The organism is Staphylococcus sp. acrmy (assembly GCF_022690565.1).
Classification (GTDB): Bacteria; Bacillota; Bacilli; order Staphylococcales; family Staphylococcaceae; genus Staphylococcus; species Staphylococcus caledonicus.
This window is the reverse complement of sequence record NZ_JALCVE010000003.1, coordinates 131,953-148,236: the sequence shown is the minus strand read 5'-3', so window position 1 is coordinate 148,236 and position 16,284 is coordinate 131,953. Positions and strand designations below refer to the sequence as shown.

Here is a 16,284-nt window from a genome sequence, read left to right as displayed (position 1 = left end):
TTTAGAACAAATCAATATATTAATTCCAATACTAACCAGTCTTAAATTTTATTACGTTTACTTATTAATTTAGCTTTATTTTGCTTAAACGATACTTAGACTGAGACACTTTATTGTCCCAGTCTATTTTTATAAATAAAGGAGTTAGCTATGGTAACTTTAAATCAAAGATTAACACATGTAAGCCGTTATCTTACACCTCATACATTGGCTGATATTGGATCTGATCATGCTTATTTACCGATATATGCTATTGAAAATAATTTATGTTCTCGTGCTATTGCTGGCGAGGTAATTAAAGGTCCTTTTGAGGCGGCAGAGAAAAACGTTAATGAACATCAACTCAACCATTTAATTAATGTTCGGCTAGGTGATGGGCTAAGTGTATTAAGAGAAGAGGATAATGTTCAAAATATAACAATCTGTGGTATGGGCGGTCCATTAATCGCTAAAATTTTGAGAGAAGGAAAATCTCGTCTTTCAAATAAACCTCGTTTAATTTTACAGAGTAATATTCAAACTGAAGTTCTTAGACAAACTCTAGAATCTTTAAACTATACCATCATCGCTGAAGAAATTATGGAGGAAAAAGGCCATGTGTATGAGATAGTAGTTAGCGAATTTACTGATAATATTAAAAAACTAACTAAAAAACAACTAAAATTCGGACCTGAACTTCTCAAAAATAGAACTGAAATTTTTTATAAGAAATGGCGTCGAGAATTAAATGCCTTAGAGCATATCCGCAAACAATTGAATTCTGAAGTGCATCATGAGAGACTTAAAGAGATAGAAAGTGAAATGGATTTAATTAAAGAGGTGCTTGTTAATGAAGATTAAACAATTAATGTCAATTATAGATAGAAATGTTCCTTTACATACTGCCGAAAGCTGGGATAACGTCGGCTTATTGATTGGTAGTAATGACACCGAAATTACCGGTATATTAACTACTTTAGACTGTACAGATGCGATAGTAGATCAGGCAATAATGAAAGGCTATAATACTATCGTGGCACATCACCCGCTTATTTTCAAAGGGGTTAAATCAATAACAGACGATGGTTATGGTAAACTTATTCGTAAAATTATATCTAACGATCTTCAATTGATTGCGTTGCATACCAACCTTGATAATCACGTAGATGGCGTTAATGAAATGCTTGCTCAAAAACTAAACCTCCATAATATTAAGTTCTTAAATACAAACCAAGAAACTTATTATAAAGTACAAACATATATACCGAAAGAAAATGTCGAATCTTTCAAAGATGCACTAAATCAAGTAGGTTTAGCTCAAGAAGGTAATTATGAGTATTGTTTCTTTGAATCAGAAGGAAGAGGCCAATTTAAACCCGTGGGAGCAGCTAATCCTCATATTGGACAAATCGACAGTATAGAATATGTTAATGAAGTTAAAATTGAATTTATGATTGAGCATCATCAACGTATGTTAACCGAAAAAACAATTATAAAAAATCACCCTTATGAGACACCCGTTTACGATTTTATCGAAATGACAAGAGAAGCAAATTATGGTCTTGGAAAATTAGGCGAATTGAAAAAACCTATGCCAATTAAAGAATTTGTTAAGCAAGTTAAATCTCAACTACAAATTCCAAGTGTTCGTTTTACGGGGGATACTAATGCAATGATTAGTAAAGTAGCTATTATTGGCGGAGCTGGTATAGGCTTTGAAGAACTTGCCTTTAAAAAGGGCGCTGATATTTTTATAACAGGTGATATTAAACATCATGATGCCTTAGATGCTCAAACTAATGGTATCAATTTATTAGATATTAACCACTATAGTGAATATGTCATGAAAGATGGGCTTAAAGACTTACTACATCAATGGTTATTCGACTATAGTACCAACTTCAAAATTGAATCATCAGATATTAATACTGATCCATTCAATTATTTATAAATTATTTTCAACCTCTAAAGAGGATATTAAAGGAGGCCAATTTAATGGCAAACCACCCATTCGAATTATTTAATTTAGATGCTACATTAATAGATGCAGTTAAAGATCTAAATTTTGAAAAACCAACTGAAATACAAAATAGAATTATTCCGAGAATTAAAAAAGGAACAAATTTAATCGGACAATCACAAACTGGTACGGGTAAATCGCATGCATTCTTATTACCTTTATTAGATTTAATAGATACAACGATAAAAGAACCACAGGCCATTGTAGTTGCTCCTACAAGAGAATTAGCTCAACAGTTGTTCCAAGCAGCGAGCCACTTAGCTAAATTTAAAACTGATGTAAAAGTAAGTTTATTTATTGGTGGTACTGATATTGAGAAAGACAGACAACGTACTAATTATCAACCACAACTAGTTATTGGTACACCTACGCGTATCAATGACCTTGCTCAAAGTGGTCACTTACATGCTCATCTAGCTTCAAATCTCGTTATTGATGAAGCAGACTTAATGATTGACCTAGGACTTATTGAAGATGTTGATCATATTGCTTCACGTCTTGATGATAGTGCGCATATCGCAGTATTTAGTGCTACCATTCCTAAATCATTACAACCATTTTTAAATAAATATTTAAATAATCCAGAATTTGTTGTTGTGGATTCTAAAACTCACAATAAAAGAAATATAGAATTTTATCTAATTCCTACTAAAGGTACAGAAAAAGTTGATAAAACACTTCAGTTAATTGATATTCTCAACCCGTATTTATGTATCGTATTTTGTAATAGTCGAGATAGCGCAAACGAATTAACTAATTCATTAAATCAAGCTGGTATTAAAGTTGGAATGATTCACGGTGGCTTAACTCCTAGAGAACGTAAACAACAAATGAAACGAATTCGTAATTTAGAATTTCAATATGTTATCGCAAGTAATTTAGCTTCTCGCGGTATTGATATCGAAGGTGTAAGCCATGTGATAAACTTTGATGTACCTAATGATATTGACTTCTTTACGCATAGAGTTGGACGTACAGGAAGAGGCAACTATAAAGGTGTCGCTATTACATTATATAGTCCCGATGAAGAGCACAATATATCTTTAATAGAAAATAAAGGATATCACTTTGAAAATGTGGATGTGAAAAACGGTGAATTATCACCGATCAAAGCTCATAATGCTCGACGTAAGCGTGAAAGAAAAGATGATCATTTAACTAATGAAGTTAAACATAAAGTACGTAGTAAAACTAAAAATAAAGTTAAACCAGGATATAAAAAGAAATTTAAACAAGAAGTTGATCGAATGAAACGCCAAGAACGTAAACAATATAGTAAACGTCAAAACCGTCAACAACGTAAAAATAATAAAAAAGGATAGGTGAATAAAATGCTACTTGGTTCTCACGTATCTATGAGTGGTAAAAAAATGCTTGAAGGTTCAGCTGAAGAAGCACATCGCTTTGGTGAATCTACATTTATGATATATACAGGTGCCCCTCAAAATACACGCCGTAAAAGTATTGAAGATTTAAATATCGAAAAAGGTCATGAAGCAATGAAGAATTATGGACTTTCAAATATTGTAGTTCATGCTCCTTATATTATTAATATTGCTAATACTACTAAACCTGAAGTATTCCAATTAGGCGTAGATTTTTTACAAAATGAAATTGAAAGAACTCAAGCACTTGGTGCCAAAGATATTGTTTTACATCCTGGGTCTCACGTTGGCGCTGGTGCCGATAAAGGGATTGAACAAATCATTAAAGGCTTAAATGAAGTTTTAACGCACGATAACGATGTTAGAATCGCATTAGAAACAATGGCAGGTAAAGGTTCAGAAGTGGGCCGTAGTTTTGAAGAGATTGCACGTATTATTGATGGTGTGACTCATAATGATAGACTTTCTATTTGTTTCGACACTTGTCATACTCATGATGCCGGATATAATATTAAAGAGGATTTCGATGGAGTGTTAAATCACTTTGATAAAGTTATTGGTTTAGATCGTATCAAAGTGGTACATGTTAATGATAGTAAAAATGAACAAGGTGCGCATAAAGACCGTCACGAAAATATCGGCTTTGGTCATATTGGATTCGATGCTTTAAATTATGTTGTCCATCATAATTCATTTAAAGATATTCCAAAAATATTGGAAACACCATATGTAGGCGAAGATAAAAAGAATAAAAAGCCACCATACAAGTTTGAAATTGAAATGCTTAAAGCTCAAAAATTTGATGCTGATTTAAAAGACAAGATTTTACAACAATAAATGATTATATAAAATTTAGAAACCTGGACATTTATAATGAATGTACCGGGTTTCTTAGTATTAGAAAAGAAATTAAAGCTATTAACGATTAAGTAAATAAAAGCGGCCAAACTAAAAGCGCTTATTACTTTCATAAGGCGCGAAATATTAACGTCGCGTCTTCTTTAAAACTAGTAATATATCAAATTCAAGTCGTAAACGTTACTATTTACAAATTTAGAAGATAACGGTATAGTATTAACCGAGGTGAAATAATGAGTCAACCAGTATTCGAATTAAAAAATATTGATTACCACTTTGATAATAAACAAGTATTAGAAAATATAAATATTCAAATTAACAAAGGGGATTTTCTAGCTATAGTTGGACCAAATGGCGCCGGAAAATCTACTTTACTGAAAGTAATTTTAGGGTTACTTCCTCTACAAAAAGGCGAGATTTATATAGACGGTAAATCATATAAGAAAAATAATCAATCGGCCTTAAAAATTAGTTATGTATCTCAAAAAGCTACTGCCTTTAATGCTGGATTTCCTGCTAGTGTAAAAGAAGTAGTGTTAAGTGGTTTAACTAAAACTAAACGCCTATTTCAATGGTTTAATAAAGAGGACGAACAATTAGTAGATAAAGTTCTATCTAGGTTAAATATCCACCATTTAATTGATAAAAATATTGCCGAACTTTCTGGTGGTCAACAACAACGTGTATTAATCGCTCGTGCATTAATCTCTAATCCAACAGTATTGGTATTAGACGAACCTACAAATGGTATTGATGCAAAACATGTGAATGAGTTTTACGAAACATTGGAACGTTTAAAAGAAGAAGGTATCACAATTATTTTAGTAACGCACGATATCGGCGTAGTAGCTGATACAGCGACTAAAGTAGCTTGCTTAAATAGACATTTACATTTTCATGGTTCAACGGAAGCCTTTAAATCTCTTGATGAAGTGGAAATTTCAAAAATTTACGGCCATCCTGTTAAATTTGTGGATCATCAACACGATAGAGAATGTTGCGAAGCTTAAATTATTAATATAATAGGAGTTTAATATGAAGAGTTTAAAAATTTGTATAAGTGGTGATACCAATGATTGACGCCTTACTTAATTTCGACTTCATGAGGTATTCACTAATTAGTGGTATATTAATAGGTTTTATAGCACCACTGATCGGTGCTTTTATAGTTGTAAGAAGATTATCTCTAATAGCTGATGCATTAAGCCATGTGACATTAGGTGGTATATCCTTTGGGATGTTTGTTTTAACATTATCACCGGCATTAGCTATTATTAATCCAATGTGGTTTGGGATACTATTCGCCGTAATTGGCGCATTGCTTATTGAAAAGCTAAGAACCTCATACTCAAATTATCAAGAAATAGCTATTCCTATTATTATGAGTGCTGGTATTGCTCTAAGTGCTATTTTTATTTCATTAGCAGATGGCTTTAACCAAGAAATTGTAGGTTTATTATTTGGTTCAATTAGCGCAGTGAATTTAAGTGATTTAACAACTATCATTATTATTTCTATTCTTGTCTTACTATTTATTGTTCTATTTTATAAAGAATTATTTATTTTATCTTTTGATGAAGAATATAGTAAGGTAATCAATATTCCAAAATGGATTCAATTTTTATTTATCGTTATAGTAGCTATGGTTATTTCAGCGTCAATGAGAGTTGTCGGAATATTATTAGTAAGTGCATTAATTACCTTACCAATAGCTATTGCCATGCGAATTACAAAAGGATTTAAACAACTTATTGTCCTAAGTGTAATTATCGGGGAATTTTCGGTAATTTTAGGATTAGTGCTTGCATTTTATATGAATATTTCTCCTGGTGGTGTTATTGTAGTTTTATTAGTTTTATTACTTGGAATTACAATGTTATACCAAAAGTCTATAGTAAGAGTTAAAAAGGGGCATTAAAATATGAATACAAACGATGCGATTAAAATTTTAAAAGATAATGGTTTAAAATATACGAAAAAACGTGAAGATATGATTAATATTTTCGTTAAAGAAGATAAGTATATTAATGCAAAACATATCCAACAACAACTTGATAAAGATTACCCAGGTATCTCTTTTGATACGATTTATAGAAACTTACATTTATTTAAAGATTTAAACATCATTGAAAGTACAGAATTAGATGGTGAGATGAAATTTAGAATTGCATGTATGAATCACCATCATCACCATTTTATTTGTGAAAATTGTGGAGATACTAAGATCATTGATTTCTGTCCAATTGATCAAATTAAACAATTTTTACCAAATGTAGATATACACACTCATAAATTAGAAGTTTATGGCATTTGCGAAAGTTGTCATAATAAAGGCGTCAAATAACTATTTATAACCAATTCAATATATTACACGAGGTTGAGACCTTATTATTATGTGGGAATCTAATTTATAGTTTCCATAACATAAAAGATAAACGTCTCAATCTCTTTTTTAATTTTCATTTAGCAGAAAAAACGACTATATCATAGGTCAAAAGTATGAATTATCAAGAAAATCATTAATTCTAGAGTGTTTTGATGTTTAAACCTTACCATTTTGAGTTATATTAATAGCGTAACAAATAATAAGTATATAAGTTGCAAGCAAAAGGTTTGTTGCTTATCTAACTACTTGTTATTATTAAGGTAACGAAATTTTAGGAGGATGATTATTTATGGCTTTTGAATTACCAAATTTACCATATGCAGCAGATGCATTAGAACCACATATCGATAAACAAACAATGGAAATTCACCATGACAAACATCATAACACTTATGTAACAAAATTAAATTCTGCAGTTGAAGGTACTGACTTAGAATCTAAATCAATCGAAGAAATCATTGCTAATTTAGATAGCGTACCTGAAGATATTCAAACAGCTGTTCGTAATAATGGTGGCGGACACTTAAACCACTCATTATTCTGGGAATTATTAACTCCTAATTCTGAAGAAAAAGGTACTGTAGTTGATAAAATTAAAGAACAATGGGGTTCTTTAGATGAATTCAAAAAAGAATTTGCTGACAAAGCTGCAGCACGCTTTGGTTCAGGTTGGGCTTGGCTAGTAGTTAATAACGGTCAATTAGAAATCGTTACTACTCCAAACCAAGATAACCCATTAACTGAAGGTAAAACTCCAATCCTTGGTTTAGATGTTTGGGAACATGCTTATTATCTTAAATATCAAAACAAACGTCCAGATTACATCAGTGCATTCTGGAACGTTGTAAACTGGGAAAAAGTAGATGAATTATACAACGCTGCTAAATAAGTAGTTTAGTAAATTCTCTGATTAAGTGGTCTCTATTAAGAGGCCACTTTTTTTATGAAAATTATAGCAATATCTATAAATTTCATATATCATTTATAAGTAAACATGTTTAATAATTGAGGTAGGTTATCTTGCTAAAAAGATTAAAAGAAAAATCAAATGATGAAAAAATAAAGCACACGATGAATAAGCGAATTAGTTTTATCTTTGGTGCGGTTGTATTAATTTTTGGAATTATAGTTTTACGCCTAGGCTATTTACAAATTGCTCAAGGCAATCATTACAGTCAGCTTGTCAAAAATGATGAGAATATCACAGTTAACGAATCTGTTCCTAGAGGGAGAATACTGGATAGAAACGGCAAAGTTTTAGTAGATAATGCTTCAAAATTGGCAATTACATATACACGTTCGAAAAAGACGAGCCAAGAAGATATATTACATACCGCCGAAAAATTATCAAAGTTAATTTCTATGAAAACAGATAAAATAACTGAACGCGACAAACAAGATTTCTGGATTCAGAAAAATCCGGATGAAGTTAACAAATTAATGGAAAAAGAAAAATCCATGCTAGACGAAGGTAGTATAAGTCAAGATCAATATGACGAACAATTATATAATAAAATCGGTGATAAACAATTAAAAAGTTTATCTAAAGATGATTTACAAGTTCTAGCAATATATAGAGAAATGTCGGCCGGATCTACTATGGATCCACAAACTATAAAGAATGATGATGTTTCTGAAAAAGAATACGCCGCTGTATCTCAACAACTAGATGAATTACCTGGTGTGAACACTACCATGGATTGGGACAGACGTTATCCATATGGAGACAGTCTCAGAAGTATATTCGGAAATGTTTCAACTCCATCAGAAGGTATTCCTAAAGAATTAACTGAACAATATTTAGCAAAAGGATATTCAAGAAATGATAGAGTAGGTAAATCCTATCTAGAATATCAATATGAAGATATTTTACGTGGTAAGAAAAAAGAAATGAAATATACTACGGATAAATCTGGTAAAGTAATTAACTCAGAAGTTATAAATCCTGGATCAAGAGGAGACGACTTACAACTTACCATTGATATCGATTTACAGAAGAAAGTAGAATCATTATTAGAAGATGAAATTAAAACACTCCGTAGCCAAGGCGCTCGTGATATGGATAATGCTTTAATAGTAGTGCAAAATCCTAAAAATGGAGACATACTTGCTATGGCAGGTAAGCAAATTGATAAAGATGGTAAACTAACAGATTACGATTTAGGTAACTTTACTGGCCAATTTGCTGTAGGTTCTTCAGTTAAAGGTGGAACATTGTTAGCCGGTTATCAAAACAACGCTATAAAAGTTGGAGAAGAGATGATTGACGAGCCTTTACATTTTAGTGGTGGTTTAACTAAACGTTCATACTTTAATAAAGACGGAAAAGTTGAAATAAATGATAAAGAAGCACTTATGCATTCTTCAAACGTTTATATGTTTAAAACGGCCTTAAAATTAGCCGGCGACCCTTATTCATATGGCATGAGTTTACCTAATAACATTTCTGAAGCAGGTAAAAAATTAAGAAAAGGACTAAACCAAGTTGGCTTAGGTGTTAAAACTGGTATTGATTTACCTAATGAAACTATTGGACAAATTGAACCACTCACAAACAATTCAGGTAACTATCTTGATTTATCAATTGGGCAATATGATACGTATACGCCATTACAATTATCACAGTATGTATCAACTATTGCGAATGATGGTTATAGAATTCAACCACATATTGGATTAGCAGTACATAATGCTACTAATAGTGATGAAGTTGGTCCTGTAAAACAAAAAATTAAAGGTAATGTACTTAATAAAGTAAACAATTCTAAAGAAGAAGTAGATGAAGTTCAAGAAGGTTTTAACATGGCCTTCAATAAAAAAGATGGTACAGGATACGCAAGTTTCCATAAAACAGTTGTTCCTTCTGCGGGTAAAACGGGTACGGCTGAGGTTTATCAAGATGGTGAACCTAGAGTTAACTCAACCTACATTGGCTACGCTCCGGTGAAAGATCCTAAATTAGCCTTTTCAATTGTTTACACTAACCAACCCGTACCACCACCATGGTTAAATGGTGGCGATTTAGGTAGAGACGTTATTAACTATTACTTTAAAGATAAAAAGTAATTTTAAAAAATTTAACGTATTCAACTCAAATTAGTATAAAAAAATTAATACTTTTCAATTATTCTGCTAAGTGGTATGATAATAAAGTCGTATTTAGAAAAGGTAAGGAGGAATTAACATGCGCGTAAACGTAACATTAGCTTGTACAGAATGTGGTGACAGAAACTACATCTCAACTAAAAACAAAAGAAACAACCCTGAACGTGTTGAAATGAAAAAATATTGTTCACGTGATAACAAACACACTTTACATCGTGAAACTAAATAACATATTAGTACTATTAAGTGACTTTCTAATTAAATGGAAAGTCACTTTTTTTATATTTCATCTAAATGACATCATCATTTAATAACGTTATAATATATTTAGTGTCGAAGGGTAGGGATTCTAATGAGAAAAAAAGAGATACGTAGTAACATACTCACAAAAATGAAAGCTTTTACGGATGAAGATAAAGTAAAGGCAGATAAGTGGTTAAAGGAACAGTTATTTACTAGTCCAAGTTACCAAAAGGCACAACGCATAGGTATCGTGTTATCTATGCCACATGAAGTTGATACATATAAGATAATTGAAGACTCATTGTCTAAAAATAAAGAAATATTTGTGCCAAATACTGACTATAGTTCCCATAGTATGAACTTTAAAGAATTAAAAGATTTATCTACTCTAAAAAAAGATGAAAAAGGTATTTATTATGTGAGCGAGAATACTGAAATTACAGATGACTTAGATTTAGTCATTGTCCCAGGCGTTGCCTTTAGAGAAGATGGATATAGAATTGGTTATGGTGGCGGATATTTCGACCGTTTTTTAAGTAACTCAAATGCATCAACTTTAAGTTTACTTTATGACTTTCAATTAACACATTTTGAAATAGAAAGTCATGATCAACCAGTTGATAAATTAATTATTTACAACACATAGATTTTGGAGGAATTAATGGATATTGAAAAACGCTTTTGGAAATCGATTTATTATTGGATAAGGTATTTTAATTATCAGCTAATCAATATTGAGAAAAATGAAAATGAAATCTGGTTAATTAATAAACATAAAAAGAAAATTGCCATTTTTAGAAAAGAGATAACTTCTACTCAAGAAATTAGATTTGATAAATCAAAGATACTAGATAATTATGAACACATTAAAGAGACCGTTCAATTTGATCCTAAAATGGTTGAATTGTTCTACTTTTCCGATAAACAGTTAAATATAACTGAATTTATTGAAACCCATCCGGTTAAAATTAAGTGCAATGCAATCACTGAAGATAAGCATTTAGAGAAGATGATATCTAATCCATTTTTAACTAGGACTATAGTTAGAAAGGATAATAAGACATCATTTTATTATAAGAAACGTGTTTTAACTCGGAATTTTATTGATAAGTATATGATGACTTTTACTCCTATGACTTATCTTCTAATAGCCGTGAATGTTATTGTCTGGTTAATCATGATTCTTTATTTAAATCATTTTTCAGACATAAAGCTATTAGATGTCGGCGGATTAGTCCACTTTAATGTTGTTCACGGTGAATGGTATAGACTCATAACCTCCATGTTCTTGCATTTTAATTTTGAACACATTTTAATGAATATGCTATCTCTATACATATTCGGCAAGATAGTGGAATCTATTATAGGACCATTAAAGATGTTAGGCGTCTATTTAATTTCAGGATTATTAGGTAACTTCATCTCATTGTCATTTAATTTGCATACTATCTCAGTTGGGGCGAGTGGCGCTATTTTTGGTTTAATTGGTGCTATTTTTGCAATGATATTTGTAAGTAAAAACTTTAATAGAAAAGTTTTAGGCCAGATGTTAATTGCATTATTAGTCCTTATTGTTCTATCATTATTTATGTCGAACGTGAATATTATGGCTCATCTAGGCGGTTTCGTTGGGGGCGTATTAATTATATTAATAGGTTACTATTTTAATGAGAACCGTAATCTATTTTGGATATTTTTAATTTTACTATTAATTATTTTTGTAGCATTACAGATAAGAATTTTCACCATCAAAGAACAAAATATTTATGATAAATTAATTCAAGATGCGATGCTAGATTATAATTATAAAGAAGCTAATTCATTAGTAAGTCATACCATAAAAAAGGGCTACGATGACGATCGTACTTATTATTTAAAAGGGTTGATTACTGCTACGACCAGTTCAAGAGCTGAAGGCATGGCTGATTGGGAAAGAGGTTTACAAAATCATCCAAATTCTGGGATGTTAAACTATGAGCTTGCCGTTGCTAATAGAGCCCTGGATGATAATGATAAAGCATTAAAATATATAAAAAATGCAGTAAAGTTAAATTCACATAATAACGACTATAAAAATTTAGAAAAAGAATTGAGACATGCAGATGAATCGGGAAATTAAGAGCTTCTATGATGTCCAACAACTTTTAAAAAAATATGGCTTTATCATTTATTTTAAAGACTCAAATGATATGCATGAGATGATGTTACAAGAAATCAAATCATTATATAACTACGACTTATTAACTAAAGATGAGTATCTAAAATGTATTTTAATAATTAATCAGAGAAGGAATGAGCATAAATGAAAAATATAATTTTAGCAGCTGATATTGGTGGAACAACTTGTAAATTGGGAATATTTGATGAGAATTTAGAACAACTACACAAGTGGTCAATTGAAACTGATACTTCAGATCACACAGGAAGAACTTTATTAAAAAACATCTATGATTCATTCACCGAAATATTGCCAACTCGCAACTTGAACCTTACAGACGTTATTGGAGTAGGGATAGGTGTGCCGGGCCCAGTTGATTTTGAGACAGGTATTGTTAATGGTGCTGTTAACTTACACTGGCCGGAAAATGTAAACGTTAGAGAAATATTTAAAGAATTTATTGATTGTCCAATTTACGTAGATAATGATGCAAATGTAGCTGCGCTAGGTGAAAAACATAAAGGCGCTGGACAAGGCGCAGATGATGTAGTAGCTATTACTTTAGGTACTGGCTTAGGTGGAGGAATCATTTCCAATGGCGAACTAGTACACGGTCATAATGGTTCAGGCGCAGAAATTGGACATATTAGAACTGACTTTGACCAAAGATTTAATTGTAACTGTGGCAAATCTGGTTGTATTGAAACAGTAGCTTCTGCAACTGGGGTAGTCAATTTAGTTAATTTTTATTATCCTAAACTAACATTTAAATCTTCTATATTACCTCTAATTAAAGAAAATAAAGTAACGGCTAAAGCAGTATTTGATGCCGCTAAAGCAGGGGATCAATTCTGTATTTTCATTACAGAAAAAGTGGCTAATCATATTGGATATTTATGTAGTATTATTAGTGCCACAAGTAATCCGAAATATATTGTTTTAGGTGGAGGCATGTCTACCGCTGGATTAATCTTAATTGAAAATATTAAAACTGAATATCATAATTTAACATTTACGCCTGCGCAAAAGGATACCGAAATTGTACAAGCCAAATTAGGTAACGATGCCGGTATAACTGGCGCAGCTGGTTTAATCAAAACTTATATTATTGAAAAGGATGGTGTTAGATAATGGCTATCGTTGACGTAGTTATTATTCCCGTAGGTACTAATGGTCCAAGTGTAAGTAAATATATTGCAGAAATTCAAAAGAAATTAGAAGAATTCAAAAAGCAAGGTAAAATTGATTACCAATTAACACCAATGAACACACTTATCGAAGGTGATCTTAAAGATTTATTTGAAGTTTTACAAGTAATCCATGAATTACCTTTCGATAAAGGTTTAGATAGAGTTTGCACAAATCTACGTATTGATGACAGAAGAGATAAATCACGCAAAATGAATGATAAATTAAAATCTGTACAAAAACACTTAGATAATCAAGGAGAATAATATGAGAATCTCAAACTTAACGTTAGGGTTAGTTGATACCAATGCATATTTCATTGAGAATGATGAGCACGTAATATTAGTAGACCCAGCTGGTGAGTCTGATAAAATCTTTAAAAAGTTAAATCAGATTAATAAACCGTTAAAAGCAATTTTACTAACTCATGCTCATTTTGATCATATCGCTGCATTAGATGATGTGTTAGCTAAATATGATGTACCGTTATATATGCATAAAGAAGAATTTGGTTTTCTAACTGATCCTGAAAAGAATGGCTCAGCTAAATTCAAACAATACGGTATGCCGCTTATCACAAGTAAGGCAAACCCTACACAATTAGACGAAGGACCTTTCACTATTGAAGACTTTAAGTTTAATGTACTTCATACGCCAGGGCATTCACCTGGTAGTTTAACCTTTGTGTTTGATGAGTTTGCTGTAGTAGGCGACACATTATTTAATAATGGTATAGGCCGTACTGATTTATATAAAGGTGATTATGAAACCTTAGTTGATTCTATAAAAGATAAATTGTTTGAACTAGATGGCGATTTACCTCTATTTCCTGGTCACGGTCAATACACAACTGTTGATGATGAACAATTAAATCCATTTCTTGATGGACAATAAAATAAAGTAATTTAAACACCTCTTACGTTTATATATGTAGGAGGTGATTTTTTGAAGATATTATTTCAAGAAATAATTAACAAAGCCATATCGGAAAGTGCTAGCGATATTCATTTTATTCCTTATGAAGAAGAAGTACATATTAAATTTAGGGTTAACGATGGTTTGGAATTGTACGACATTTTCAAAATGAAAATATACCAAAAGTTATTAGTCTACATGAAATTTCAAGCAGGATTGGACGTGTCTAGTCACCAGGTAGCACAAAGTGGACGTTACACATACCAATCGAAATCAATTTATTACCTAAGAGTCTCTACATTACCTTTATCACTTGGCATAGAAAGTTGCGTCATTAGAATCATTCCACAATATTTTCAATGCAAAAAAGAATATAAAGATTTCAAAGACTTTAAGTATTTAATGAATAAAAAGCAAGGGCTTATATTATTTACTGGACCAACTGGTTCTGGTAAGAGTACGTTAATGTATCAAATGGTGTTATATGCGCATGAGGAATTGAATCTCAATGTTATTTCAATCGAGAATCCGGTAGAACAGCTTATAAAAGGAATTACACAAGTTTCTATTAATAAAAAAGCTGGCATTGATTACGTGAACTCCTTTAAGGCAATTTTAAGATGTGATCCTGACGTAATTTTAATAGGAGAGATAAGAGACGCTGAAGTAGCTAAATGTGTTATACAAGCAAGCTTGAGTGGCCATCTCGTGTTATCCACGATGCATTCGAGTAATTGTAAAGGAGCGATTTTAAGATTACTTGAAATGGGCATTAGTGTCCAAGAAATATGCCAAGCTATTAATCTAATATCGAATCAACGTTTAATTACTAACAACAAGAACCAACGACAACTTGTTTGTGAAATAATTAATAATAATCAAATCCAATATTTTTTCGAACATAATAATACATTACCTAACAACTTTAATCATTTAGAAGATAAGTTACTATCTTTATCGAGAGAAGGAACAATATGTGAAGATATCGCAAATAAGTATATTTAAACTTCCTAAAAAGAACTTAAATGCTTATCAACAGATTATGCTTTTAGAGAATTTAACAAGCTTACTTAGTAATGGATTTACACTTTTAGAATGCTTTAACTTTATCAATCTATATTTTAAATATAAAGATAAACAGTTAGACACTAAAATTATTAAAAATATTAAAAATGGAATGACTTGTAGCGAAATATTAAAGCTGATAGGCTATCCACATTCTATTATTACCCAAATATTTTTCGCGCAGACATATGGTCATATAGACAACGCCTTAAAAGAATCAATTCAATATTTAAAAATTAATGTTAACGCTAAACAACAAATTATAAAGACGATACAGTATCCCTTAATATTGATTATTATTTTTTTAAGTATGATTTTACTTCTAAATTATACTGTTTTGCCTCAATTTGAAGCATTATATACGACGTTGAATGTTAATCTAACTTTGTTTCAAAGAATTTTAACGCATATCATTTCCACGTTGCCCGCTTCAATATTCACCTTTATTATCTCACTTATACTCATAAGCGCGACTTTATATATTATTTATACTAAATACGATACTGCTAAAAAGATTAAGTTATTAACTCATATTCCAATTTTAAACATTTACTTTAAGATTATTAAAACCTATCAAGTTTCTACAGACTTAGCGCTATTTTATAAAAATGGTATTAACCTACAGGATATAGTCAAAATATATACGCAACAAGATAATAATTTTTTACAATACTTAGGTCGTCAACTACTGGCTAGTACTAACAACGGCCTTATTTTAGCTGATAGTCTAGATAAAATTCCATGTTTTCAAAAAGATTTAATTAATTTTATTTCACAAGGAGAGAAAAGTGGCAAATTAGATGTTGAACTTACTATTTATAGTCAAATTTTAATTAAAAGATTTCAAGATACTGCTACAAAGCACACTAAAATAATACAACCTTTAGTATTTTTCTTCTTAGGTTTTTTCATCATAAGTTTATATTTAGTAATTATGCTTCCTATGTTCCAACTAATGCAAAGTATTAAATAAGAAATGAGG

At 31.0% G+C, this 16,284-nt stretch carries 18 protein-coding genes; all 18 read left to right on the top strand.

Annotation, left to right across the window (positions count from 1 at the left end; all coding sequences use genetic code 11):
* Positions 1–150 precede the first annotated feature (150 nt).
* The 18 genes from FH144_RS04230 (at position 151) to comGB (ending at position 16,275) form a co-directional block, all read left to right on the top strand.
* Positions 151–840: a tRNA (adenine(22)-N(1))-methyltransferase gene (locus FH144_RS04230; RefSeq protein ID WP_242313890.1), complete on the top strand. Its 690-nt coding sequence runs from the start codon at positions 151–153 to the stop codon at positions 838–840.
* Entirely contained in the window at positions 830–1,930 is a 1,101-nt protein-coding gene (locus FH144_RS04225; protein ID WP_242313888.1) for a Nif3-like dinuclear metal center hexameric protein, read from the top strand. Before FH144_RS04230 ends, FH144_RS04225 begins: the two co-directional genes overlap by 11 nt.
* A gap of 44 nt (positions 1,931–1,974) precedes the next feature.
* On the top strand, positions 1,975–3,321 hold the full coding sequence (locus tag FH144_RS04220) for a DEAD/DEAH box helicase (protein ID WP_242313886.1): 1,347 nt from the start codon (positions 1,975–1,977) through the stop codon (positions 3,319–3,321).
* Positions 3,322–3,330: 9 nt separating this feature from the next.
* Positions 3,331–4,221, top strand: a complete 891-nt coding sequence (locus FH144_RS04215; RefSeq protein ID WP_242314125.1) for a deoxyribonuclease IV — start codon at positions 3,331–3,333, stop codon at positions 4,219–4,221.
* Between the two features lie 254 nt (positions 4,222–4,475).
* Positions 4,476–5,252: a metal ABC transporter ATP-binding protein gene (locus tag FH144_RS04210; RefSeq protein ID WP_107508134.1), complete on the top strand. Its 777-nt coding sequence runs from the start codon at positions 4,476–4,478 to the stop codon at positions 5,250–5,252.
* A 62-nt stretch (positions 5,253–5,314) separates the two neighbouring features.
* The gene (locus FH144_RS04205; RefSeq protein WP_198611486.1) at positions 5,315–6,160 is read left to right on the top strand and encodes a metal ABC transporter permease; all 846 of its coding nucleotides are present in this window, start codon (positions 5,315–5,317) and stop codon (positions 6,158–6,160) included.
* A gap of 3 nt (positions 6,161–6,163) precedes the next feature.
* Complete coding sequence (locus FH144_RS04200; RefSeq protein WP_242313884.1) at positions 6,164–6,586, top strand: Fur family transcriptional regulator; 423 nt, start codon at positions 6,164–6,166, stop codon at positions 6,584–6,586.
* A gap of 331 nt (positions 6,587–6,917) precedes the next feature.
* On the top strand, positions 6,918–7,517 hold the full coding sequence (locus FH144_RS04195; protein WP_103167404.1) for a superoxide dismutase: 600 nt from the start codon (positions 6,918–6,920) through the stop codon (positions 7,515–7,517).
* A gap of 131 nt (positions 7,518–7,648) precedes the next feature.
* Positions 7,649–9,694, top strand: a complete 2,046-nt coding sequence (locus FH144_RS04190; protein WP_242313882.1) for a peptidoglycan D,D-transpeptidase FtsI family protein — start codon at positions 7,649–7,651, stop codon at positions 9,692–9,694.
* A gap of 118 nt (positions 9,695–9,812) precedes the next feature.
* Positions 9,813–9,962: a 50S ribosomal protein L33 gene (gene rpmG, locus FH144_RS04185; protein WP_001830957.1), complete on the top strand. Its 150-nt coding sequence runs from the start codon at positions 9,813–9,815 to the stop codon at positions 9,960–9,962.
* Between the two features lie 123 nt (positions 9,963–10,085).
* Positions 10,086–10,622: a 5-formyltetrahydrofolate cyclo-ligase gene (locus FH144_RS04180; RefSeq protein ID WP_242313879.1), complete on the top strand. Its 537-nt coding sequence runs from the start codon at positions 10,086–10,088 to the stop codon at positions 10,620–10,622.
* A gap of 15 nt (positions 10,623–10,637) precedes the next feature.
* Positions 10,638–12,095 (top strand): rhomboid family protein, encoded by a 1,458-nt coding sequence (locus FH144_RS04175; protein WP_242313878.1) that lies wholly within the window; start codon positions 10,638–10,640, stop codon positions 12,093–12,095.
* Complete coding sequence (locus tag FH144_RS04170) at positions 12,079–12,282, top strand: YqgQ family protein (RefSeq protein WP_107508128.1); 204 nt, start codon at positions 12,079–12,081, stop codon at positions 12,280–12,282. Before FH144_RS04175 ends, FH144_RS04170 begins: the two co-directional genes overlap by 17 nt.
* Positions 12,279–13,265: an ROK family glucokinase gene (locus FH144_RS04165; RefSeq protein ID WP_242313877.1), complete on the top strand. Its 987-nt coding sequence runs from the start codon at positions 12,279–12,281 to the stop codon at positions 13,263–13,265. The genes FH144_RS04170 and FH144_RS04165 overlap by 4 nt, the downstream gene beginning before the upstream one ends.
* Positions 13,265–13,588, top strand: coding sequence for an MTH1187 family thiamine-binding protein (locus FH144_RS04160; RefSeq protein WP_242313875.1), 324 nt, complete (start codon positions 13,265–13,267; stop codon positions 13,586–13,588). The genes FH144_RS04165 and FH144_RS04160 overlap by 1 nt, the downstream gene beginning before the upstream one ends.
* Before the next feature lies 1 nt (position 13,589).
* On the top strand, positions 13,590–14,216 hold the full coding sequence (locus FH144_RS04155; protein ID WP_242313873.1) for an MBL fold metallo-hydrolase: 627 nt from the start codon (positions 13,590–13,592) through the stop codon (positions 14,214–14,216).
* A 51-nt stretch (positions 14,217–14,267) separates the two neighbouring features.
* Positions 14,268–15,242, top strand: coding sequence for a competence type IV pilus ATPase ComGA (gene comGA / locus FH144_RS04150; RefSeq protein ID WP_242313871.1), 975 nt, complete (start codon positions 14,268–14,270; stop codon positions 15,240–15,242).
* Complete coding sequence (gene comGB / locus FH144_RS04145; protein WP_481914032.1) at positions 15,214–16,275, top strand: competence type IV pilus assembly protein ComGB; 1,062 nt, start codon at positions 15,214–15,216, stop codon at positions 16,273–16,275. Before comGA ends, comGB begins: the two co-directional genes overlap by 29 nt.
* The last annotated feature ends 9 nt before the right edge of the window (positions 16,276–16,284 follow it).

Excerpts from the sequence above, each read along its gene's own strand:
- FH144_RS04230 (WP_242313890.1), top strand. The coding sequence starts at position 151 with ATGGTAACTTTAAATCAAAGATTAACACATGTAAGCCGTTATCTTACA.
- FH144_RS04225 (WP_242313888.1), top strand. The coding sequence starts at position 830 with ATGAAGATTAAACAATTAATGTCAATTATAGATAGAAATGTTCCTTTA.
- FH144_RS04220 (WP_242313886.1), top strand. The coding sequence starts at position 1,975 with ATGGCAAACCACCCATTCGAATTATTTAATTTAGATGCTACATTAATA.
- FH144_RS04215 (WP_242314125.1), top strand. The coding sequence starts at position 3,331 with ATGCTACTTGGTTCTCACGTATCTATGAGTGGTAAAAAAATGCTTGAA.
- FH144_RS04210 (WP_107508134.1), top strand. The coding sequence starts at position 4,476 with ATGAGTCAACCAGTATTCGAATTAAAAAATATTGATTACCACTTTGAT.
- FH144_RS04205 (WP_198611486.1), top strand. The coding sequence starts at position 5,315 with ATGATTGACGCCTTACTTAATTTCGACTTCATGAGGTATTCACTAATT.
- FH144_RS04200 (WP_242313884.1), top strand. The coding sequence starts at position 6,164 with ATGAATACAAACGATGCGATTAAAATTTTAAAAGATAATGGTTTAAAA.
- FH144_RS04195 (WP_103167404.1), top strand. The coding sequence starts at position 6,918 with ATGGCTTTTGAATTACCAAATTTACCATATGCAGCAGATGCATTAGAA.
- rpmG (WP_001830957.1), top strand. The coding sequence starts at position 9,813 with ATGCGCGTAAACGTAACATTAGCTTGTACAGAATGTGGTGACAGAAAC.
- FH144_RS04180 (WP_242313879.1), top strand. The coding sequence starts at position 10,086 with ATGAGAAAAAAAGAGATACGTAGTAACATACTCACAAAAATGAAAGCT.
- FH144_RS04175 (WP_242313878.1), top strand. The coding sequence starts at position 10,638 with ATGGATATTGAAAAACGCTTTTGGAAATCGATTTATTATTGGATAAGG.
- FH144_RS04170 (WP_107508128.1), top strand. The coding sequence starts at position 12,079 with ATGAATCGGGAAATTAAGAGCTTCTATGATGTCCAACAACTTTTAAAA.
- FH144_RS04165 (WP_242313877.1), top strand. The coding sequence starts at position 12,279 with ATGAAAAATATAATTTTAGCAGCTGATATTGGTGGAACAACTTGTAAA.
- FH144_RS04160 (WP_242313875.1), top strand. The coding sequence starts at position 13,265 with ATGGCTATCGTTGACGTAGTTATTATTCCCGTAGGTACTAATGGTCCA.
- FH144_RS04155 (WP_242313873.1), top strand. The coding sequence starts at position 13,590 with ATGAGAATCTCAAACTTAACGTTAGGGTTAGTTGATACCAATGCATAT.